Origin of the sequence: Paenibacillus sp. FSL E2-0151 (assembly GCF_037993015.1) — a bacterium.
Lineage (GTDB): Bacteria > Bacillota > Bacilli > Paenibacillales > Paenibacillaceae > Paenibacillus > Paenibacillus amylolyticus.
This window is the reverse complement of the sequence record NZ_CP150308.1, coordinates 2,841,717-2,863,900: the sequence shown is the minus strand read 5'-3', so window position 1 is coordinate 2,863,900 and position 22,184 is coordinate 2,841,717. Positions and strand designations below refer to the sequence as shown.

The window sequence follows — 22,184 nt, the reverse complement described above, 5'->3', positions numbered from 1 at the left end:
ATGATGAAAAAAAAGACCAAACCCTTATACGGTCAGCACAATACCACAGCCTACTTGTTTCTTCTGCCCTGGCTGATCGGACTCTTCTGTCTGACACTGGGACCGATGGTTGCGTCCCTATACTTATCCATGACCAAATTCAATCTACTGTCATCACCGACTTGGACTGGACTTAGCAACTATGTTCACATCTTTACCGAGGACGATACCTTTCGCAGGTCCCTTGGGCTGACGTTTTATTATGTTTTTCTATCTGTTCCACTAAGGCTTGCCTTTGCTCTACTGGTGGCGATGGCGCTGAACAAAGGTATTCGAGCCCTCGGCATCTACCGGACTGTATATTACATCCCTTCCCTCTTGGGCGGCAGCGTTGCGATTGCAATCGTCTGGCGGCAACTCTTTGAGGGGAATGGATTGGTCAATCAGTTTTTAAGCTGGTTTGGTATCTCGGGACCATCCTGGATTGCGCATCCAGATTATGTGGTCTACACCATCATTACACTATCCGTGTGGCAATTCGGGTCTGCCATGGTCATCTTTCTTGCTGGCCTGAAACAGATCCCGGCAGACTTATATGAAGCGTCCGATGTCGATGGAGCGGGAAAAATACGTCAATTTTTCGGAATCACTCTGCCCATGCTCTCCCCCGTTATCTTTTTTAACCTGATCATGAGCATGATCAATTCATTTCAGGCGTTTACACCAGCTTACGTGATCGGAGATGGCCGCGGGGGTCCACTCGACGCAACGATGTTTTATACCTTGTATCTGTATCTGAAAGGTTTCTCGTTCTTTGATATGGGTTATGCTTCAGCTCTGGCTTGGATCATGTTGGTCATTATCGGAGTATTCACCGCAATCGTCTTTGTTACATCCCGATTTTGGGTGTTCTACGGGGATAATCAGGAGGGGAGGTAATGCATATGCCAATCAAACGACAACTGGTTCAGGCCGGGAGGCATGCCGCCATTATACTCTTCGGTCTGCTGATGTTATATCCAGTACTATGGTTGATTCTCAGTTCATTTAAACCGAACCATCTCATTTTCACCAGCGGTAGTCTATTTCCAACCAGCTTCACGCTGGAGCACTATATTAATGGTTGGAAAGGTCTACAGGGCATCTCCTTCGGCCGTTTTTTCGGCAACTCCGTGCTGATCTCGGTCATGAGTGTGCTGGGCAATGTGATCTCCTGTTCCCTTGCAGCCTTCGCCTTCTCCAGATTGAAATTTAGATTCAAAGGCCTGTGGTTCAGCATGATGTTGGTCACAATTATGTTGCCTTACCATGTTACTCTAGTGCCCCAGTATATTCTCTATAATGAGCTTCAATGGATTAATACGTATTTCCCGCTGATTCTGCCTAAGTGGCTTGCGCAGGATTCCTTCTTCATCTTGCTTATGGTTCAATTTATACGCGGTATACCGCGAGAGCTGGACGAGAGTGCGACCATTGACGGCTGCGGGCAATCACAGATCTTTTTCCGAATCGTAGTGCCTCTGCTCGTTCCGGCACTGATTACAACAGCGATCTTCACCTTCCTGTGGAGCTGGGATGACTTTTTCAGCCAGATGATCTATCTGAGCAAAATTGATCTGTTCACCGTGCAGCTGGGCATTCGCTCTCTCTTTGATCCCTCAGGACAATCCGATTGGGGCGCATTACTCGCCATGTCCACCCTGTCACTGCTTCCCGTGACCATCATCTTTTTATTGTTTCAGCGATATTTCCTTGAGGGCATTGCGACCACAGGTCTGAAGTAACAACACGTTTCTCATTATCCATAGACAGGGGGATTTACCATGTTCAAACGTTTCATGATTGGTATAATTACTTCACTTTTGTTACTCGTAACAGCTTGCTCTGGAACAGACCATACAGGGGCTAATGATAATGGAACTACCGAGGGCGGACAGGTCGAACTTCGCATCATGTGGTGGGGTGACCAGAAACGGGCAGATATTACGAATGAAGCCCTCAAAGTCTTTCAGGCGAAATATCCAGATATTAAAATTTCAGGAGAATTTGCACCTTCCTCCGGATATTTCGACAAGCTGAATACCCAGTTGGCATCAGGCACAGCACCGGATATCTTTTTCCTAGGTGGAAATGTCGTTGATTATGCCAAAAAAGATGTCCTCCTTAACCTGGACCCGTATGTTGGCAACGAACTGAATTTGGACGGTATGGATGAAACTATGATCGAATACGGACGTCTCGACGGGAAGCTACAACATATCTCTGCCGGTGCGAACGCACGAGGAATTGTTGTTAACAAGGCACTCTTTGAGAAAGCCAGCGTGCCTTTGCCAGCTTCCGATTGGGACTGGGCGGACTATGCCGCCACTAGCAAAGAGTTGTCCGACAAGCTCGGAGACGGCTTCTATGGAACGTACAACTTTACCGTCGACGGGATGGATATTTATCTAAAACAGAGGGGTAAACAACTGTATGACATGAAAAATGGCACACTTGGATTCGCCAAGGAAGACATTCTGGAATGGTTCCAGTATTGGGAAAAGACTTCGGCATCCGGCGGTGTAGTCACACCGGAATTACAGGTATCCAACCCGCATGATGACACCAGTAAGTCCCTGTTGATCACAGGCAAAGCAGCCATGACTCTACTACCATCCAACCAACTTGCTGCATTCCAGAGTTTGACGGAAGATCCTCTGGTGTTACTCCCTGTACCACGAGGCCCTAAGGGAACGGGTGTTGTATTTGAATCCAGTCAGGGATTATCGGGTTATGCGAATACCAAACATCCGAAGGAAGTGGCAACGTTAATGGATTTCTGGATTCATGATCCGGAAGCAGCCAAAATCCTTGGTAATGACCGCGGCGTGCCCGTTACGGAAGCCAATCGAAATCTTCTTCAGGAAGGCGCTGGTCCTGTGGAGGAGATTGTCTATAACTATACAAACCTTGTCTCTGAAGCAACGAAGACTGAACCTTTTGACGTGAGTTACAACCCACCTGGATTTGCAGAGTTCTCCAAGTTAGCTCAGACGACAAATCAAGAGATCGGGTTTGGACGAAAAAGTGTGGAGCAAGCTGTCTCCGACTTCTATAACGGGACCGTTCGTATTTTTGAATCGAATCAATAACCAGAAACCAGACACTGTGAGGAGGAACATATGACAGAAGAGATACTGAATCGGCTGCGCAACATTTCGATTATGGATCAAGTTCAGCCAGTTAAACCGGAAGATCAGCAGTTATTACAAGAATGGCATGCGTCGGGTATCCGGTTTGCGGCATCGGGCGGACAACTGGAAGCTACGTATTTTGCAGCGGTGGAGAAATTGCTTGCTTGTATTCTGCCCATGGGAGACAACGATCCTATTTTACAAGAAGGTGGCATCTATCTGGGTTGTTGGTTAGAGAGTACAGGTACCATCAATGCAGAGCTGCTGTCTCGCCTGCTTCCATCTGTGTCCGAAACAACGTACCTCGCATTTGCCAAGCAGCAAAGAGATGATGGATTGCTCCCGTATAAACTCACGGCAAACGGACCCTCTTTCCGGCAAATCCAGTTGGTCACTCCGCTGGCACGCAGTGTATGGAACCACTATCAGCTTCATGGCAATCATGGGAAGCAATCGCCTTTCCTGAACACGATGTATAAGGCTATGGTTCGTTACGATGAGTGGATTGCACGCAACCGTGATACCCGAGGAACTGGCTGTGTAGAGGCCTTCAGTACGTTTGACACCGGACATGACTTATCCCCGCGATTCTGGCATGTTCCGGATACACCTTATATGAATGATGCTTCTGCCTATCATCCGGATTCTCCGATTCTGCCTTTTCTGGCACCGGATCTGACCGCCAATATCTATTGTCAGCGCATGTATCTGTCCCGTATGGCTGAAGAACTGGGGGAATCGGGAACGGATTGGAAAGCAAAAGCCGAGTCTAGCCTGGAAAGTCTTTTCCGTTATTGTTACGACGAACAGGATATGTTCTTCTATGATCGGGATCGCAATGACGAATTGGTCAGAGTCCAATCTGATGTGTTGCTCCGCGTAATGGCCTGCGAGGTGGGCGACCGTGAATTATTCGATAACCTACTGCGTCGGTACCTGTTGAATACAAGCAAGTTTTTCGCTAAATACCCGTTTACATCGATTTCAATGGATGATCCCAGATTCGATCCCTTTTCCTCCTATAACAGCTGGGGAGGGGCATCCAATTTCCTGAGTCTGATTCGGGCGCCACACGCATTCGAGTATCATCATCGATATGTAGAGCTAACTTGGGTAATGCAGCCTATCTTGTCCGCTCTATCCAAAGATAAGCGATTTGGTCAGGTACTAAGCCCCTGGACCGGAGAACAAGGTTTTACCGAGACGTACTCACCCTCCATCCTCTGTCTCCTCGATTATGTGGAGCGACTATGCGGAATTATGCCTGTTGGATCGAATCAGCTCTGGTTTACCGGACTGCTCCCCATCGACATGGATCATGCTGAGATCGTATCTGGCAACACGGCTTATAGCCGGAAAGTCAACGGAGTAGGATATGAATTGGTCAACACGCCTGATCGCATGACGGTATATCTGGAAGGCAAGGTTCATCTGGATGGCCCGTCAGGGATTCGACTGGTGACGGATCATAGTGGACATCTGGAAGGCGTTATTGGAATGAGCGTTCGCACGGTCGAGGGAGAGCTTTTCTATCAAGGAGAGCGCATTCCGATTCGGGTCAAAGGAAATGAAATGCAGCGTTACGCTGATGGAAGTTTGAGCACCGAGCGCGATATTGGCATCATCCATCCTACGTATCGTTAATTGTTTGTATGCAAAAAGCGCAAGTTGCCGAGGTATACTTCCCCTGCACTTGCGCTTTCCCCTTTTGCGCGTTTATATTTCTTTATTTCTTATTCATAAGGACACAAGATAGAAATTGACTACCACTGCGGAAATCATTCTCTCTCTGGTTACAGAGGAGATGAGTTTCACCTTACACCTTCCGGTTCCACGCCGGGTGACGATAAAATTCAATCGTATCAATATAATTTACCGTGAACTGCTGTTCCACATCCGACAGGTTCAACAGTTTGCGGTCGATTTGCTTCATCCCCATGACCACATCATGCCTTAGCAGGTCCATCGCAATTTTGCCAACAAACCCGCCTTCCATCTCTTTATGCTTGGTACGAAACTCTTCATTGTAGATCAGTTCAGGTGTGAATGCCGCTTCGACGAAAGCATTAACGAGCGTAAGCTCATTGCCCTCGATCTGCACTGCTAGATAATAATTGCCACGCTCATCCTTAATGAGGTCTTTATACATCTCTACGATCATGTGAATCACTCCTCTATTATAAAAGAAACCCCGTTAGCCGTAACGAACATGGGCTATCAAACGTACACCTTCCTACCCCGTTCCTTCATATACTAGGTACAAATGGCGAACGGAGGAATACTTATGAGCTGGCAGCATCTCCATACTGGAAAAACACTTCAGCAGCGCCTGGCAGAACTCCAGGGGCACCTTGCAGAACTGAATACTCCACTCTCCGGGTTGGAACCGGGACGTATTCGTCGTGTCTATCCAAGGCAGTTTATCAAAGTAAACCGGCAGTTATTCATTCCACTTAGTCTGAATTCCATTCGGGTATTCGATATTCCTCGAACACGGCGAGGCGTCAGAGTGGGAATCCGCACGACTTTCCCTTCCAGGGATGCATTTAACAATATCAGACTTGTGGGCGTGGGACTGGATTATCTTGAACTCCAGGGAAAAGGCAGAGTCCCTTCCCGTATATTATTTCCTCTCTCCAGCGTCGAGTCGATCTATCGGCCAACCACCGGAAGAAAAAACCTGAAACGGCCTTGTAGGCGGAAGTAAAGCTGGTTCTTTTCGCAAGCCATACAATGGTTCCCAAATGTCTGCATACGGGTGCTCCCTTCCAATATATAATTATAACCCATGCAACCACTTATCTGCTGAAGAATCATTTTATGTCAAAAAGCGGTGAGAACAGAACTCCTTCTGTATCTCACCGCTCAGCCAGTTACGGATCAAGCTGACCCTTCACATGTGTACATCAGATGCCTGTCCATACATCCTTGGCATAACGACCTTCCTGCTGAAGCTGATTAATCCAATCTTCTGCTTCCTTCGCGGATTTGCCATGAATATCAGCGTATGCCTGCTGGAGTGTAGCTTCCACATCAGGTGCCATCTTGCTGCCATCACCGCAGATATACAGATGCGCACCCTCTTCAAACAAAGGAATCAGATGATGGGCATCGTCTCTCATCAGATGCTGTACATAACATTTCTCCTCCCCGTCTACACGGGAGAAGGCCGTATGAAGCTTCACAAGCCCTTCTTGCTGGGCTGCTTCCAGTTCATTTTTGTACAGATAATCATGTTCGGGATTCCGGCATCCAAAGTACAGGTGGGCTTCACCAACCTCTTGACCTTGTTCCTTCAATACATGCCTTGCTTGCAAGAAACCTCGGAATGGAGCAACACCTGTACCCGGGCCTACCATGATGACGGGAACCTGTGCATCCTCCGGCAGTTGGAACCCGGATTCCGGTGTCCGCGTGAACATCACGATCTTGTCACCCGACTTCAGGGTAGCCAGATAGTTGGACGCAATACCTTTGTATTCCCCCTGCCCACTCCATGCCGGGGCGCGCACAACACTGACCGTAATACTCGCTTGATCGGGCTGAACACGCGGTGAGCTGGAGATCGAATAATATCTGGCTTTTAATGAAGGCAATAATTCAAGGAAACGCTCAAACGGCAGTTCACATGCCTCATATTTCACCAGGTAATCCAGCATGGATATCCGTTTGTTCCGAACTTCATCCATATACACAGATTCATCAAGCAGCGCTTCAAGTTCTTTCTTATGTGGTGGACATACGGTGTATGCTGCCATTTCTCTCAACTGCGCACGAGTTGCCGCCTCCTGAAGCTCAACACTATGACTGAGCAGATCATACAGGTTCACCGGCTGATGCAGCGGCAGATGCGCGGCACTGCGACCGGATGCATCCAGAACGAGATGCTCCGTTCCGGTGAATCCATAACGACGAAGTACGCGTTCCACCAGCTCCGGTGGGTTCTGCGGCAGAATGCCCAGGTGATCCCCTTCCCTGTAGGTTATGCCTTCTGGCAATTTGATCTCCAGGTGACGTGTGCTTCGTTCACTGCCCGCGTCGTGAAGCTCCCTGTTCTCAAGTACTTCTGCCACATGTGCATCATACGTATCCGCAAGCGGTGTTACGGCGAGTCCACTGACAAACTGTACAGATAGTGAACTGCGTTCGCTATTGGAGCTTGTGTTCAGTTTCAGTCCCATCGTTCGTGCGAGATCTGGCCATAATTGCTCTGTCCAATCCCCCACCTGTTTCTCGAAATCTCCACTGGCATCGGACTCACCCAGCGGTGATAACCGCTCTGCTCCTCTGGAAGATAACTGTTCATCTATTAAACGCGGAATACGCTGATAGGTGCTGGCCCAGTTGTGGTCACCGCATCCAAGAACGGCGAAACGCACACCTTTGAATTCATTCGCATCTGCATGTTCGATCCACTCGACAAACATCTTGGCATTACTTGGCGGCTGACCATTATAGGATGCACTGACAATAATGACGGCACCCTCCTTTGGCAGTTTGCCAACACGATCATCCAGCGTAGCGACCTCACTCCGGAAACCCTGATATCTGGCGGTATCCGCAATTTCACGTGCAATGCCTTCAGCGGTACCCAGATTGGAACCGTACAGAACAAGCATCGGTGTGTGGTGAGCATTGGCTGCATCTGGCTCCGTTCTTTTGGCAACCGGCTTTGGTTCTTCGACCGCTACACCCGGAACGGCCATGACTGGCTGCCCCCCACGCGCACGTACACGAATTGTGAAGTTATCCGGTTTGAGCGTCAGCGTTTCTTTCACTTTTAACTGATAATCCGAATGATCTATGAAGTCAAAATGCTTCAACACCATGCCCAGTACCAGCGTTGCTTCCTGAAGTGCAAACTGCTGACCAATGCAGGCCCGTTGACCGTTACCAAAAGGTTTATAGGCATCATGCGGCACTTTGCTCGGATCTTCGAACCGTTCCGGGCGGAATTTCTCTACGTCGTCTCCCCATGCTTCGCGGTCACGATGCAGCTTGGGAATAAGTACACTGACACTGTCTCCTTTTTGCAAAGGATATTGACCCGCAAGTACCGTGTCCTCTTTTGCATACAGGGAAAATGCCGGGGCCGTAGGCCATAACCGCAGTGCTTCATTCAAAACCATGCGAACATACTTCAGATTGCGAACCTGGTTGTACGTGGGAACCGGATCTTTCAGAATCTGATCCACCTCAGCTTGTGCTTTAGCCAGCGTATCCGGATTCTTCATCAGATAATAAACGGCGAAGGATAACAGTCCACTTGTGGTCTCATGTCCAGCAATCAGGAATGTAATAATCTGATAACGGATGTTCTCATCATCCAGCGTTTCTCCTGTTTCCGGGTCCTTGCCACTGAGCATGTGGGACAACAGATCATCTGCGCCTTCCTGCGGTTTCTCTTTGCGCTCGGCAATAATGTGATCCACCAAAGAGAACATGGAACGGATATCCTGTTCAAACTGTTTCTTTTTGGTGATCATCAGCTTGTCTTGCAGACGCAGTCGCTGCAATGAACTCATGGATTCATCCAACGCACGAACCATACTCGTAATGAATGGATGTGGTTCTTCCCGATAGAAGCTGTTAAACCGATAGTTGAACCCACACAGGCCAATCGTATCGAGCGTAAGACGTGTCATATCATCCGGAACGTTAACCGTCTCATCCGGGTTCAATCGTGACCATTTCTGAACCAGCTGCACAGCCAGATCAATCATTTTGTTGTGATATCCCTGCATCGCACGTTGACTGAAACTTGGCAGCAGTACGTTATGGGCTTTTTTCCAATTCGGCTCCTCGGTCCAACTCGTAAATAGCCCATCTCCTGCAAAAGCACGAACCTTCGCAAGGGGTGCCCACACCCGTTTGTCGAATTTGGATTCATCTGTTACCTCGGCGACCAGTTCGTGACCGGAAATATACAATTCACTTCGTCCGGGGTACTCCATACGAAAGATCGGTCCGTATTCTTCAGCCAGTTTCACCAAGGATTGCACCGGCTCTTCAAAGTTCAATTGCGGCAAATTGCCCAGTGGGCCAAATGTTTTTGGTTGAGGCACTGAAATTGGTGGCATGACGCTCACTCCTTCTTTCCAAGGTAAGAGTTCTACAACTAAAAAATAATGACTTGATTTACAGACTCGATTACACTTACTCTTCAGATCAACAGATTCAAGTTATTTTTTGCACATTTTCATATTTCATCCAGATAACGATAAAACCATCAAAGAACTAACTGACTGAAATGGTATATTGGTCATTTTTGATTAAAAAAAATGGAGCACTTCGTTATCTTCTTTTACCCTAACATTTCCAGTTCTAATCTTCAACAGTCCCAAAGTCATAGGACCTCAGGACAGGGATTAAGGTATAATTATGAATTCTTTAACAGAACCTGAATAACAGACTCCATCTCTAATGGAGCAACTGTCGTTTCATAACGGCCATGGATGTCCCCATTACGGTCAATCAGGAATTTGGTGAAATTCCATTTGATGCCGTCACCTTGATACAATTCTGGATGCTTCTCTTTCACAAAGGTGTCCATCCACTCTCCTTCCTTCGTGTCCAGATCATAACCTTGAAATGGCGCTTCTGTAGTCAGATAACGAAACACAGGATGCATCGATTGCCCAACGACCTCAACCTTCTCCAAAATCGGAAAGGATATCTGAAACTGACTTCTGCAATACTCAGCTACCTCAGCGCTACTACCAGGTTCTTTGTCGTTAAACTGGTTGCACGGGAACGCCAGAATCTCCAGCCCCTGATCACCATATTTCTCATACATCTGCTGAAGTTCACTGAATTGCCGGGAGTAGCTGCACCGACTTGCTGTATTCACAATAAGTAGCACCTTCCCTTTAAAAGCAGAAAAATCACCCTTGTGTCTATCCATAAACGGAACTTGGTAAGAAAATATACTCATCTGTATTCATCCTCCTCTTTCTCTTTTGTATCTCATATGAACTCTCTCTTGAGATGGATTATACACCTCCATTATTAATAGGTGAAATATATAATAAATATAATTTTAATAGCTTTTAACTATAGTATACGAAATAAAAAACTGCCCTTAGCAGTCACACACTGCATCTCGGACAGTTATCAAAATCATGATGTTAAATCACGCTAAACACATCGTTAACCCATAATTAAACCATATACAATGCCTGGTCCGTGTACCCCAATGGTTAAATCATTTTCAATATCGGAAGAGCGGCTTGGCCCGGAAATAAAGTGGATGCCTGCTGGAAGATTCTCTCTCCCCGCTTCGTCAAATCGATCCAGCGTCTCACCCAGTCTGGTGTGCAGTCGATCTACTGGAATAATGATGATGAGTACCGTAGGCAAGAGACTGACTGAACGACCTTTTTCCGGTGAAGAAAGTACAGTAACCGAGCCTGTGTATGCTGTTGCATAATCCGCCATGACCACACCGATATCAGCCTCAGCTGCCCGAGCCTTCCAGTTCTCATCCGCCTGACTATTCCAGACTGAGATCTGTACATCCGGAAGCTGCTCTTCCAATCCGAGATCCTGTAACGCCTGTTCATTCTGACGAATGATATACCTGGCACTCAGTTCATGAGACTTGTTGGCAATAAATTGAGATACTTCTTCCATGTTCTGAACCCGGGCAATGTGTGCGCCTACACTCACAAAGTTATCTGTAAATGCTTGAATACGCTTCTCTTCATCCCATTCCAGTTCAGTCCAAAAGTCGGGTGCTCCCCGAAAGGGTTGGGTCGGCGCATGGCGTTGCCTTGGTCTCCTCAATTTCGAAGCAATATCATTCATGAACTGCTCCTGTTTCTCCATGGACTTCTTCTCCAATTGTGCGAGCCATTGCTGATGTTCAGTGACCATGCTTATCCTCCCCTTCTTCTCGTTCACGAATAATCTGCTCCATACGACTGCGAACGGAAGAATCCATGGCCGGTTGCTCTTGGTTCAGTTCCTGATCCAGCTTGTTCCATTGTTGCCGGAAGGATTTCTTGGCGAGACTTGGGGCAACCCGATACTTGTTCCAGCCTTTGAGAGGACCCAACTTGAGAGAAATGCCGTTGTTGCGTACAACTGCCTTCTGCCCGATCTGTCCCAGGCGTATGGCCGCACTGAAACGTTTGGAATTGGATACAACAGCGGCAAATCCCTTCATGCCCATGCTTTCCATTTTGTTTCCATGGCCGTCTTCCACTTTACGCCTGCGTAAATAAACGAGCATATCATGCAATGGAATTTTAACTGGACATGCTTCATAACAGGCTCCGCACAGACTCGAAGCACCCGCAATATCGTTCCATTCATCAATGTTGCCATTAAGTGCAGGTGTCAGTACTGCGCCAATTGGACCACTGTATGTTCCACCGTAGGCATGACCTCCAATATGACGATATACTGGGCAAGCATTCAGACAAGCACCACAGCGAATACAATTCAGCAACTCCTGGAATTCAGGATCACCGAGCTGTAAGGATCGACCGTTGTCCACGATAATAATATGCATTTCATCCGGTCCATCCGCATCCGCTGTTCGGCGAGGACCTGTGATGCCTGACATGTACATCGTTAATTTCTGACCTGTTGCGGAGCGTGGCAACAAGGTTGCCATGACCTCCAGATCCGTCCACGACGGGATGATCCGCTCCATGCCCATCAGTGTAATCTGCGTTTTTGGAACAGTGGATACCATACGGGCATTGCCTTCATTTTCGAACAAAACCATGGAACCTGTCTCTGCAATCGCAAAATTGCAGCCGGTCATGCCGATATCTGCTTCGAGGAACTTCTCGCGTAGCTTTTTGCGAACAAATCCGGCAAGTACCGTTGTGTCCGGCTCCAGAATTTCACCCGCTTCCTTCGATAACAACTCTGCAATCTGGTAGCGGTTCTTATGGATGGCTGGAATGACAATATGAGAAGGGGCTTCACCTGCCAACTGTATGATGTATTCACCCAGATCGGTCTCAATGGCTTCAATGCCCGCCGACTCCAATACATGATTCAGGTGTACTTCCTCCGACACCATCGATTTGGACTTCACCACCGTAGAAGCCTGCTTGTGCGCCGCAATATCCAGCGCAATCGCCGCTGCTTCCACCGATGTATCTGCAAAATGAATATGAACCCCGTTCGCACGGGCGTTATTCACAAATTCATTCAGGTAATAATCCAGATACGCAATCGTGTGCAAACGAATCTGACGGCCACGCTCCCGCCATTCATCCCAGTTTCCATGTTCTTCTGAGGCAGACTTCTTGCCGTTACGCAATCGTTCTGTCGTGAATTTGACTGCTTTTCGCAGAAAATCATCATTCAAGGCCAGTCCGGCACGTTCTTTGACCGTAGTATCCATAACTCCCGGTTGGCTCATCCTGTTCGCACCCCCTCATACAGTAGTTCCGCCAGATGCATTACACGCACCGGTTCATTCCGATAACGCAGATTACCTGCGATATTCATCAGACAGGCCATGTCCAGCCCCACCAATACTTCGGCTTGTGTCTCTTTGACATGATCGACCTTCTCCGTCACCATCGCTCCTGAAATATCGGACATTTTGATGGCAAACGTGCCCCCGAACCCGCAGCAATCCTCAGCAAATGGGAGCGGAACCAATTCCAGACCTTTTACTTGAGAGAGCAGCGCCATCGGCTCATCCTTCACACCAAGCAGACGGCTACCATGACAGGATGGATGATAGGTTACTTTGTGCGGAAAATGTGCGCCCAGATCGGTTATCCCGAGCACCTGAACGAGGAATTGAGTAAACTCATAAGCTTTGGCTTCCAATCGTTTTGCCTTCTCCAACCATACTGGTTCATCCGCGAACAGCTCGGGATAATGATGAATCATATACGTACACGATCCCGAAGGACATACCACAAAATCACTGTCGTCAAACGCTTCAAGAATCGTTTTGGCCGCTACCCGAGTCTCATCCCAGTACCCGCTATTGTAGGAAGGCTGACCGCAGCAGGTCTGCACCGGCGGAAAATCCAGCCGAACGCCATGAGCGGCGAGCAATCTGACCATGGCCTCCCCCACTCGGGGATAGATGGCATCGCTGAGGCAGGTAATGAATAAGGAGACCTTCATAATTACACGCTCCTATTAACTGATTAGTAGATAAATTTACTATGAATATTTACACTGGACACTCCGTTTCGTGTAAATGTTTAGTTCATTTTATATAGATAAAATCTGAAAGATTAAACCGTGATGATACCAATATCGTATCCGCTCAAATGTTCTGTCTGTTCAGCCTCCAATGGCTGATCGGTAACGATCATATGGACTGCATTTAACCCGGATACTCGGGCAAAAGCACGTACACCAAATTTACTGGCATCTGCAAGTAAGATGACTTGATCGGATATGCCAACCATCTTCTGCTTCAGCCTTGCCTGGAGTTCATTGGATTCACTGATTCCGCCACCTTCGAGATGTACACCTTTGCACGACATGAACATTTTATCCACGTGATACGTTTCCAAAGAACGCTCCGCCAGCGGCCCAACAAAAGACAACGAGCGCGATGCCAGCTGGCCCCCTGTTGAGATGACCTCAACCTTGTCACGGTTGCTGAGTTCAGTGGCAATTTGGATCGAGTTGGTTAAGACCGTCAGCGGAAAATCCGGCATGTTCGCTGCCATATAACCTGCCGTTGTGCTCGCATCCAACAGAATGCGATCACCCGGATTAATCATCGTCAGAGCCGCTTGTGCAATCCGCTTTTTCTCTTCCGCATGGGTTGTCTCCCTGATCCGGTAAGGGATCTCCGGTTGATCTTCCTTCACACTCACTGCACCACCGTGAGATCGGCGTAGTCGTCCTGCGTGTTCCAGCCGATCCAGGTCACGCCGGATGGTTTCCTCCGTCACCCGGCAGCGCTCACTAAGCTCGGATACACGCATACTGCCCTTTACATTCACCATCTCCACAATCCGGTCATACCGCTCGGCTGCCAGCATGTTACACCTCACTCCCCGCTTGTGAATTAGATGAAGCCGTCACACGCAGAAATCTGCCATAAGCATCTTCCCAGATTGACCTGTCCTGCGGCTCATACACAGTTACCGGAAATGAATCACGAATGGCCTTACGCGCTTCCCAGATATCTTTAAAAGCTCCGCTCGCCATCCATTGCACAGCCATATTCCCGATGGCACTTCCCTCTGCTGGACCCGCCCATACCGGCTTACCAATGGAATTTGCAGTCCACTGACATAACAGGCGGTTCTGGATGCCTCCACCGACCATATGCAACCCGTTGAACGCCTGACCCGACAATTGCTCCGTCCATTCCAGAACTCTTCTATACTTCAATGCAAGACTCTCCAGAATTGCCCGGGCAATAGCCCCCTGATTCTCTGGTACCACTTGCCCTGTATCACGGCAATACTGACGTATACGGGTCGTCATATCTCCTGCAGGCATGAACAGTTCATCATCCGGATCAAACAAACTGGAAAATGGAGGTGCCTGTTCCGCCTTTGCCAATAACGCATCATAGCTAATTCCCTGCCCCTGGCGCTCCCACTCGCGCATGCTTTCCTGCAAAATCCATAAACCCATAATGTTCTTCAGCAGACGGAATGTTCCGCCCGCCCCGCCTTCATTCGTGAAGTTCAAGGCCAGACTCTGGCTACTTATCGCAGGATGATCTATCTCCGTACCCATCAGGGACCAGGTTCCACAGCTCAGATAAGCAAATGAACGTTCCGTTGCAGGAACAGCCACAACGGCTGAACCCGTATCATGCTCTGCAACCGCGATCACAGGAATCGGGGTAAGACCCAGATCGTTACAGATACTGCTGCGTAACTGTCCAACACGGGTACCTGGCAGTACGGCTTCACCGAACAGTTTTTCCGAAATACGAATATGCGCCAGCAACTGACTGTCCCATTGACCAGCCGATGGATTGTATAATTGCGTTGTCGTTGCATTGGTGAACTCATTCACCGCTTCTCCTGTCAGGAAATAACGTAGCAAATCCGGAATCATGAGAAAACGCTCTGCTTCATGAAGTAACGGGGAACCGCTACGTTGAAGCGTTGCCAATTGATACAGGGTATTAAAGCTAAGAAACTGTATCCCTGTACGTTCGAAGATTCGCTGAGAGGTCAGCTCTTGCCGTACCTGATCCATCATGCCGTTAAACTGTGTATCACGGTAATGATACGGATTACCCAGCAACTCACCATTACTGCCAAGCAAACCAAAATCAACGCCCCAGGAATCGATCCCCAGGCTCTCCGGCTGTTCTCCCTGCTGTTTCACAAGGGTAAGCCCCTGCAACAATTCATGATGCAATCGCAGAATATCCCAGTGCATCCGCTCGCCAACCTTCACTGGTTCATTCTTGAACCGATGGATTTCGCTCGTTTCGATCCCTCGATCATTCAGATGTCCCAGTAACGCTCTCCCGCTCCCAGCGCCCAAATCATAAGCCAGCACACTCACCGCGCTTCACCAACCTTTCGAACCCATCCTATTTTCCAAACGGTATCCCTTGATTCAGTCCGTAACCCTGTACTTTATTCTGTATTTATTGTTTGTTTGTTTTTGTTTAATACTGTTTAACTTTATTTTACGAGTATATCACCAATGTAAGCGTTTGAATACCCTTCAGTTTTTCTTTCTTTTGGGTATACCAAAAACGACTCTCTCCCACCTGGGAGGAGCCGCATTTCTTTTTTTACGTATAAAATTGACCTTTGCTTACCCCCGACTGGGGTTGTACATCTCTCTCAAAATGCTTGAAACGTGTCCCCTGATACGTCAGCATCCCTCGATCATTTTCCACCATCATACCATAATGGTTTCCGCCAACAATCAGTTCAGTGCGCTCCCCATTGTCGAATTCAAATGTAACATAATACCGGGTAGTCGCACTGCTATCGCCGCTTCCACCTGAGACTTCCGTTCGTTTGGCTACCACTGTTGAGTGCAGGGTTAACAAGGCTGCCGCGTTATTTGACATCCCTGAGCGTATGCCTGAAATAATAACAAAAACAATGACTCCCGCAATGATGAGAAATATGGCGCCAATGAAAATCGAAGCAAATGCATTCATTGTAGCAAACTCATTAAATCCCGAAAAAAAACCACCCTGATTGCCTTCAAAACCTGGTACTCCATTCATGTCGTCAAACACACCAAAGCCGTCTACGCTTAATCGGCCCATCGATGAGGACACGCTCGTTAACGCCATTCATCATCGTTCCTTTCCCCTTGCAAAAATAAGATGCACCGCCCCCCACGCAAGGAAGGCGGTGCATGCAGACAACCCGTTCTGCCTTGTCCATATACTATATGAACCAGATCAGGAATACAGACGTTCAAGTTCGTCGACCAGACTGCCGACATAAGCAACCGCAGAGCGAATCGGCTCAGGTCCGGACATATCCACACCCGCAAGCTTCATTAACTCCTGTGGTGTGAGACTTCCACCAGCTTTGAGTGCATCAAGCCAGCGATCTACCGCAGGCTGTCCTTCTTCACGAATCTGCTGTGCAGCCGCTGTGGAAGCCGTCAAGCCTGCCGCATAGGTATACGGATATAGTCCCATATAATAATGAGGCTGTCTCATCCACGTGAGCTTGGCCCCTTCATCAATTACCAGATCAGGTCCCCAGAATTCGGAAAGGATGTCTCCCTTGAGTTGACTTAACGTCTTCGCCGTAATGGGCTCATCATTGGTTGCGCGTGCGTACACCCTGCGCTGTAATTCACCTTCCAGCAGATGTGTAACGAAGTTATGGTAATACGTGTTCAACAATTGCAAAATGACCCAGCGACGCATTCTCGGATTATCGGAACGCTTCAATAGATGATCGGCCAGAAGCATTTCATTCATGGTCGACGGCGCCTCAATGAAATAAAGAGATGGCCGTGTATTCGTGAGCCGTTGGTAACGTCCCGCAAGCATGAAGTGGCCTGCGTGCCCCACTTCATGGGCAAGTGTAAATGCTCCGCGCATATTGTTCGCCCATGAAATTAAGATATAAGAGTGTGAACCATATATAGAGGAGCAAAATGCCCCTGTGGATTTGCCTGCGTTATCTGCGTAATCCACCCAGCGATCACTGAATGCGCGCTCTACGATCTCGCCGTACTCCGGCCCAAGCACATCAAGTGCTTCTCGAATGAGTATGCACGCCTCATCATATGTAATGGCAGGGCTAAATTCAGGATCAAGCGGCGCCTTCAGATCACAAAACATCAGTTTGTCCAGACCCAGCTCACGTTTCTTGAGAGCCGCCAGTCTGCGCATATGAGGTGCGAGTTCCTGCTGGATAATATCCAGAATATTATTGTACATCTCTTTGCTCACTTGCTGTGGGCTGAGAAGCATATCTGTAACATCGTCGTAACCACGCAGCCTGGATAAAACAACCTGTTTCTTCACTTCGGTTGCATAACCTTCTGCAAACGTATTTTTGTAATCATTTAATGTCGAGCTGAATGCAGCATAAGCAGAACGGCGCAGCTTTGTATCAGACGACATCTCATAATTATTTTCATAAAATGACCAGGATAACGGACGATTATTGTCCTCTCCATCGAGAGCATCGTCAAACGTCATGTCTGCCAGTTTACCGCGCAGATAGATACGGTATGGCGAATCCAGTACCTCTCCTAATGAAGCGAGTACCTTCTCGGTCTCGGGCGTAAGCCGATGTTCTTTTTCTCGAATCAAACGCTCCAAACTGCGCGCATACGGCTCCAATCCCGGAAGTTCTTCAAGGTAACGTTCAACGGTTCCCTCCGGCAGATCAACGATCTCCGAATTGACAAAAGACAAGGACGAAGACAGATTTGATAGGATATCTCCTGCCTTGGCTGAATTCTCAATATTCACCGGATTGGTGCTGTCCTCTGACTGCTTCAGTCGAGCATAAGAAGCCGTCTTGCCGATCCGCTCCTGCAAAGCTTCACGCGCATCTAGACAAGCCAGTAATTGTTCAGCCCCTTCGCCCAGACGTCCTTTGAACGTTTCGATCTGGGTAGCAGCCTGAGGAAGTGATCGAAGCTCCTGCTCCCACTCTACATCGGTTACAAACAAGTCTCTCAGATCCCAAGTGGTTTCTGGGTTTACCTCAGCACGTGTACGTATTTTTTCCATCTTTAGTTGTCATCCTCCTTGCATTTTCCAATATCTCTCATCGTATCATATTCCAGTTCAAGGGAGTATAGATTGGACTAAAGATTATTCTCACTTACCACTTCGATGACAGAACAACCTTCCGATCGCTGTTATCCCCAGATTTTTTGATTCCCCTTTTTCAAAGGTAAAAATCCGGTGATAAAGGCGCACGCTCCGCTTCTTCAGGTTCTTTCTGTCCTCTACGTTCTCGTGTGAATGTTTAGTTCCATCTATATAAAAGGGGTATCTAGGATAAAGGCCAGTATATGCTTTTGCTCATGTGACCATGGTCTGAAAGTAACTAAAAAAACCGCCAGGTAATGGAAGAATCCATTTACCCGGCGGTTCATTATAGAACTTACTTATTTAGCTTTCTTTCCAGATTACATTTTCACCGTAATTTTTACCCCAGTTATACATCGCGTGCAGGACGGGCATCAGGCTTTGACCGTGATCTGTCAACGTATATTCCACCCGAGGTGGTACCTCTGCATACACCTTGCGTTCAATCAGTTTGTCTTCCTCCAGCTCACGAAGCTGGTTGGTCAGCATCTTCTGGGTAATATGAGGGATTAGGCGTTTCAGCTCACTGAAACGTTTGGTGCCTTCCAGGCCCAAGTGCCACAAAATAATCAGTTTCCACTTGCCACCGATCACCGCAAGGGTCAATTCCTTCTCACAGTTGATTTCTTTCAGATTAATCCGTTCCTTCACTTCGGCTGCCATGGCTCCGAGCCCCCTCATCTTCAATCTTATATCGCGTATATTACACATATCACGGGGACACTTCTCACGAGGTAAGCTTTCCGCTCCATGCATGATGTAATAAGTACATTCATTCGATACAGCTATCTATTAATTCTACTACAGCCTGGTCGGGATGCAAAGTTTAACTGTAAATCACGGATAAAACCTATATAGATGAATGATTATGTATCGCAGAAAAGACCAGAACCCTTCATGATCAAAGGATTCCGGTCTTTCATCTATTCACTATTCCAGGTTCGCGTGGCGGCCAAACATATCCGCTCCGGTCATACCCTTCATTTCCATCATCGTAAGAATGAGAGCATCCATGCCGATTAACAGTCCTTGTTCGAACAACGAGCCCATCGGCTGAATGGTTACTGCCGCTCCGGAAGTTGCTGTGTCCTCTTTGGCTGAAGCCGGGAGACGTACTACCGTAGTTGCCAATTTCCCAATCGTGGACTCTGGCTTAATCGTAATGAGACCTACAGGCGCACCAGCTTGACTAGCCTTTTGAGCCATGGCCACCAGACTGCCTGTTTCTCCTGAGCCAGAGCACAGCAAGAGGAAATCCTTCGAGCTGATCCCAGGTGTTACGGTCTCGCCCACCACATATACACGAAGCCCCATCTGCATCAGTCTCATGGCAAAAGCCTTCCCCATAAGTCCTGACCGGCCTGCTCCTGCTACAAAAATCTGTTCCGCAGCCAGAATGTGCTCAGCCATCGCTTGCATCTCTGCATCTTCGATCTGGCTTAACGTACGTTCCAGCTCCTTCAAGATGTCAGCTGCGTACTGTGTTTTGCTCATCTGCTTACCCTTGTTTAACGAGACGTTGCATTTCAGCTGCAACTGCCGCTTTGTCTGCTTGTCCTGTGATACCGCCGCCTACAATAACCAGATCCGGTTGTGCTTTGATTACTTCTGGCAATGTTTCCAGCTTGATTCCACCAGCGACAGCCGTTTTAGCGTTTTTCACAGCAGCTTTGATCGTTTGCAGATCTTCGAATGGGCTTTGTCCTTCAGCTTGCAGATCATAACCCGTGTGTACACAGATGTAATCTACGCCAAGCGCATCAATTTCACGAGCACGTTGTTCAAGGTTAGGCACGTTGATCATGTCCACAAGAACTTGTTTGTTTTGTTTCTTCGCTTCTGCTACTGCACCTTTGATCGTACTGTCATTGGTTGCCCCAAGCACAGTGATTAGATCCGCACCAGCTTCAGCTGCTTTCATGATTTCATAACCACCAGCGTCCATGATTTTAAGATCTGCAAGAACTTGCAGATTAGGGAATGCTTCTTTCATCGCTTTTACCGCGTGCAAACCTTCATTAATAACGATTGGAGTACCAATCTCAACGATATCAATATATTGTTCAACCTCTTTAACCAGTGCGATACCTTCAGGGATATTTACCAAGTCAAGCGCCAATTGCAATTTCATCATTTATTTCTCCTTTGTTGTTCAAGTATGATTCGTTCCTGTAAAAATAATAATCAGATATTTAGCCTGCACCAATTTGTCTGTTCAGATGCATGCAGTGTTTGTTTTGGCTACTCACTCATTGTAGACCCTGACTATCCATTCAGGAAGTACGCACTTTGAAGTGGGGTAGTTACTTGGGGGATACTATTGATAGTTATTCGTTGTTAGGTGAATCAAACATAGAATTAATCCTCTATTCCAATCCACATGCTTACAGCAGAACAGCAGCCTAATCATCCAATTATATATTCAATATAAAAGACCCCGCCACATGGCAGGGTCTTTATCTTTATCGTTTCATTTTCAATCCAGCCAAAGCTGGTTTAGAAATTTATCATTTTACAGATATACAGGTTTCACGCATACCGGCTTGGATACACCTGTGCTGTGACCAGTGTATTTCAGACGTCCGCTTTCCTGATCTACCGTGAATGTCACGAGGTTGTTGGTATCGCGGTTAGCTGCGATCAGCAATTTGCCGTTAGGTGTCAGCGCAAAGTGACGCGGGTGCTCACCTTCTGCAGATACATGCTCAACCAGTGTCAGGTGACCTTTGTCTGCATCTACTGCAAATACAACGATGCTGTCATGTCCACGGTTAGAACCATATACATAACGTCCATCATTGGAAACCGTGATTTCGGCTGTTGTATTCTCTTTGCCATCATATCCATCAGGCAGTGTGGATACAGTAGACAATTCAGTCAACGTGCCCGCTGCTGCATCATATTTGAACGAAGTAATGGAAGAATCCACTTCATTGATGACATATGCGAACTGACCATTCGGGTGGAACGCCAAGTGACGTGGGCCTGCTCCCGGATGTGTTTTCGTTTCACTGTGCAGCACAAGTTCATTTTTGTCTGCATCAATAGAATAGATCGCGATGTTATCTGCGCCCAGATCCTGTACCATCATGTATTTACCATCTGGGCTGAAGAATGCGGAGTGAACATGTGGCTTGTCCTGACGTTCAGGATGCGCACCTTGTCCTTCATGTTTCTTCTCGTCCAGAAGCGCTCCAACTTCACCGTTATCCGTCAAGGCTTGCAGACCTACCAGACCACCGTGGTAGCTGGAGAGGATCAAGTATTTGCCGGAAGGGTCACGCTGGATATGACATGGCGGAGCTGAAATGGAGTTATTCCGGTTCAGCAACGTTAATTTTCCTGTAGAAGGATCAATGCTCAGAGCTACAGCTTCAGACATTTTGTTGCCTTCAGCTGACGCTGTTTCACCAATCGCATACAGTTTGTTTCCTTCAGCATCCACGTTGACAAACGTTGGGTTTTTCACACCCGCGATGCCGTCAAGCTTGGACAAGCTGCCTGTATCCTCATTCAATTCATATGCATAAATGCCCTCATTTTCCGCTTCGGCGTAAGAGCCAGCAAGTACGAGCAAGCGTTTTGATTCACTCATTACAGTTTCCTCCTCTATGTGTATGTAATCTTGTTGCACCTCTTCTATAATAAATCTGCCATATCAAAATAGCAATCCGCTGTCGCTGCCCATCAGGGAAATCCTTAGTTAAGCAAGGCGATTACTACACATCATCATACTGAAATCCATTCATATGAGATGCATCTTCTGCTATGATAAGATAGGTTTTTCATCCAGAAGGGACTGAATT

At 47.6% G+C, this 22,184-nt stretch carries 19 protein-coding genes; 5 read left to right on the top strand and 14 right to left on the bottom strand.

Annotation, left to right across the window (positions count from 1 at the left end; translation table 11 throughout):
• Positions 1 to 3: 3 nt before the first annotated feature.
• The 4 genes from MHI55_RS13310 to MHI55_RS13295 are packed head-to-tail and all read left to right on the top strand — an operon-like array spanning position 4 to position 4,796.
• Complete coding sequence (locus MHI55_RS13310; protein WP_340390596.1) at positions 4 to 918, top strand: sugar ABC transporter permease; 915 nt, start codon at positions 4 to 6, stop codon at positions 916 to 918.
• A gap of 5 nt (positions 919 to 923) precedes the next feature.
• A complete protein-coding gene (locus MHI55_RS13305; protein ID WP_047844271.1) occupies positions 924 to 1,763 on the top strand; it encodes a carbohydrate ABC transporter permease in 840 nt (279 codons plus the stop codon).
• A 39-nt stretch (positions 1,764 to 1,802) separates the two neighbouring features.
• Complete coding sequence (locus MHI55_RS13300) at positions 1,803 to 3,110, top strand: extracellular solute-binding protein (RefSeq protein ID WP_340390212.1); 1,308 nt, start codon at positions 1,803 to 1,805, stop codon at positions 3,108 to 3,110.
• Between the two features lie 30 nt (positions 3,111 to 3,140).
• Positions 3,141 to 4,796, top strand: a complete 1,656-nt coding sequence (locus MHI55_RS13295; RefSeq protein ID WP_340390210.1) for a hypothetical protein — start codon at positions 3,141 to 3,143, stop codon at positions 4,794 to 4,796.
• A 172-nt stretch (positions 4,797 to 4,968) separates the two neighbouring features.
• Here the strand turns inward: MHI55_RS13295 and MHI55_RS13290 are convergent, their stop codons facing one another.
• Positions 4,969 to 5,313: a hypothetical protein gene (locus MHI55_RS13290; protein WP_047842639.1), complete on the bottom strand. Its 345-nt coding sequence runs from the start codon at positions 5,311 to 5,313 to the stop codon at positions 4,969 to 4,971.
• Between the two features lie 123 nt (positions 5,314 to 5,436).
• Here MHI55_RS13290 and MHI55_RS13285 point away from each other — a divergent pair, with 123 nt between their 5' ends.
• On the top strand, positions 5,437 to 5,859 hold the full coding sequence (locus MHI55_RS13285; protein ID WP_340390208.1) for a hypothetical protein: 423 nt from the start codon (positions 5,437 to 5,439) through the stop codon (positions 5,857 to 5,859).
• A 199-nt stretch (positions 5,860 to 6,058) separates the two neighbouring features.
• On the opposite strand, the gene MHI55_RS13280 is transcribed toward MHI55_RS13285, so the two are convergent.
• From MHI55_RS13280 to MHI55_RS13220, 13 genes are all read right to left on the bottom strand, one after another.
• On the bottom strand, positions 6,059 to 9,232 hold the full coding sequence (locus MHI55_RS13280; protein ID WP_340390206.1) for a bifunctional cytochrome P450/NADPH--P450 reductase: 3,174 nt from the start codon (positions 9,230 to 9,232) through the stop codon (positions 6,059 to 6,061).
• Between the two features lie 299 nt (positions 9,233 to 9,531).
• On the bottom strand, positions 9,532 to 10,086 hold the full coding sequence (locus MHI55_RS13275; RefSeq protein WP_101313900.1) for a glutathione peroxidase: 555 nt from the start codon (positions 10,084 to 10,086) through the stop codon (positions 9,532 to 9,534).
• Positions 10,087 to 10,301: 215 nt separating this feature from the next.
• Positions 10,302 to 11,027 (bottom strand): LUD domain-containing protein, encoded by a 726-nt coding sequence (locus MHI55_RS13270; RefSeq protein WP_101313899.1) that lies wholly within the window; start codon positions 11,025 to 11,027, stop codon positions 10,302 to 10,304.
• Positions 11,017 to 12,534, bottom strand: a complete 1,518-nt coding sequence (locus MHI55_RS13265) for a LutB/LldF family L-lactate oxidation iron-sulfur protein (RefSeq protein ID WP_101313898.1) — start codon at positions 12,532 to 12,534, stop codon at positions 11,017 to 11,019. Before MHI55_RS13265 ends, MHI55_RS13270 begins: the two co-directional genes overlap by 11 nt.
• A complete protein-coding gene (locus MHI55_RS13260) occupies positions 12,531 to 13,259 on the bottom strand; it encodes a (Fe-S)-binding protein (protein ID WP_017688927.1) in 729 nt (242 codons plus the stop codon). Before MHI55_RS13260 ends, MHI55_RS13265 begins: the two co-directional genes overlap by 4 nt.
• Before the next feature lie 113 nt (positions 13,260 to 13,372).
• Positions 13,373 to 14,134 (bottom strand): DeoR/GlpR family DNA-binding transcription regulator, encoded by a 762-nt coding sequence (locus tag MHI55_RS13255; RefSeq protein WP_340032755.1) that lies wholly within the window; start codon positions 14,132 to 14,134, stop codon positions 13,373 to 13,375.
• A 1-nt stretch (position 14,135) separates the two neighbouring features.
• Positions 14,136 to 15,629 carry a rhamnulokinase family protein gene (locus tag MHI55_RS13250; RefSeq protein ID WP_340390204.1) on the bottom strand — a complete coding sequence of 498 codons (1,494 nt, stop codon included), beginning with the start codon at positions 15,627 to 15,629 and terminating at the stop codon, positions 14,136 to 14,138.
• Between the two features lie 235 nt (positions 15,630 to 15,864).
• Positions 15,865 to 16,380, bottom strand: a complete 516-nt coding sequence (locus tag MHI55_RS13245) for a DUF2500 domain-containing protein (protein ID WP_245838093.1) — start codon at positions 16,378 to 16,380, stop codon at positions 15,865 to 15,867.
• A 111-nt stretch (positions 16,381 to 16,491) separates the two neighbouring features.
• Positions 16,492 to 18,294, bottom strand: a complete 1,803-nt coding sequence (gene pepF, locus MHI55_RS13240) for an oligoendopeptidase F (protein WP_101313895.1) — start codon at positions 18,292 to 18,294, stop codon at positions 16,492 to 16,494.
• Positions 18,295 to 18,681: 387 nt separating this feature from the next.
• Positions 18,682 to 19,041: a helix-turn-helix domain-containing protein gene (locus tag MHI55_RS13235; RefSeq protein ID WP_062833989.1), complete on the bottom strand. Its 360-nt coding sequence runs from the start codon at positions 19,039 to 19,041 to the stop codon at positions 18,682 to 18,684.
• A gap of 267 nt (positions 19,042 to 19,308) precedes the next feature.
• A complete protein-coding gene (hxlB, locus tag MHI55_RS13230) occupies positions 19,309 to 19,872 on the bottom strand; it encodes a 6-phospho-3-hexuloisomerase (protein WP_339286519.1) in 564 nt (187 codons plus the stop codon).
• Between the two features lie 4 nt (positions 19,873 to 19,876).
• Complete coding sequence (gene hxlA / locus MHI55_RS13225; RefSeq protein ID WP_036670570.1) at positions 19,877 to 20,509, bottom strand: 3-hexulose-6-phosphate synthase; 633 nt, start codon at positions 20,507 to 20,509, stop codon at positions 19,877 to 19,879.
• 381 nt (positions 20,510 to 20,890) lie between these two features.
• Positions 20,891 to 21,973 carry a lactonase family protein gene (locus MHI55_RS13220; RefSeq protein WP_338708592.1) on the bottom strand — a complete coding sequence of 361 codons (1,083 nt, stop codon included), beginning with the start codon at positions 21,971 to 21,973 and terminating at the stop codon, positions 20,891 to 20,893.
• Between the last annotated feature and the right edge of the window lie 211 nt (positions 21,974 to 22,184).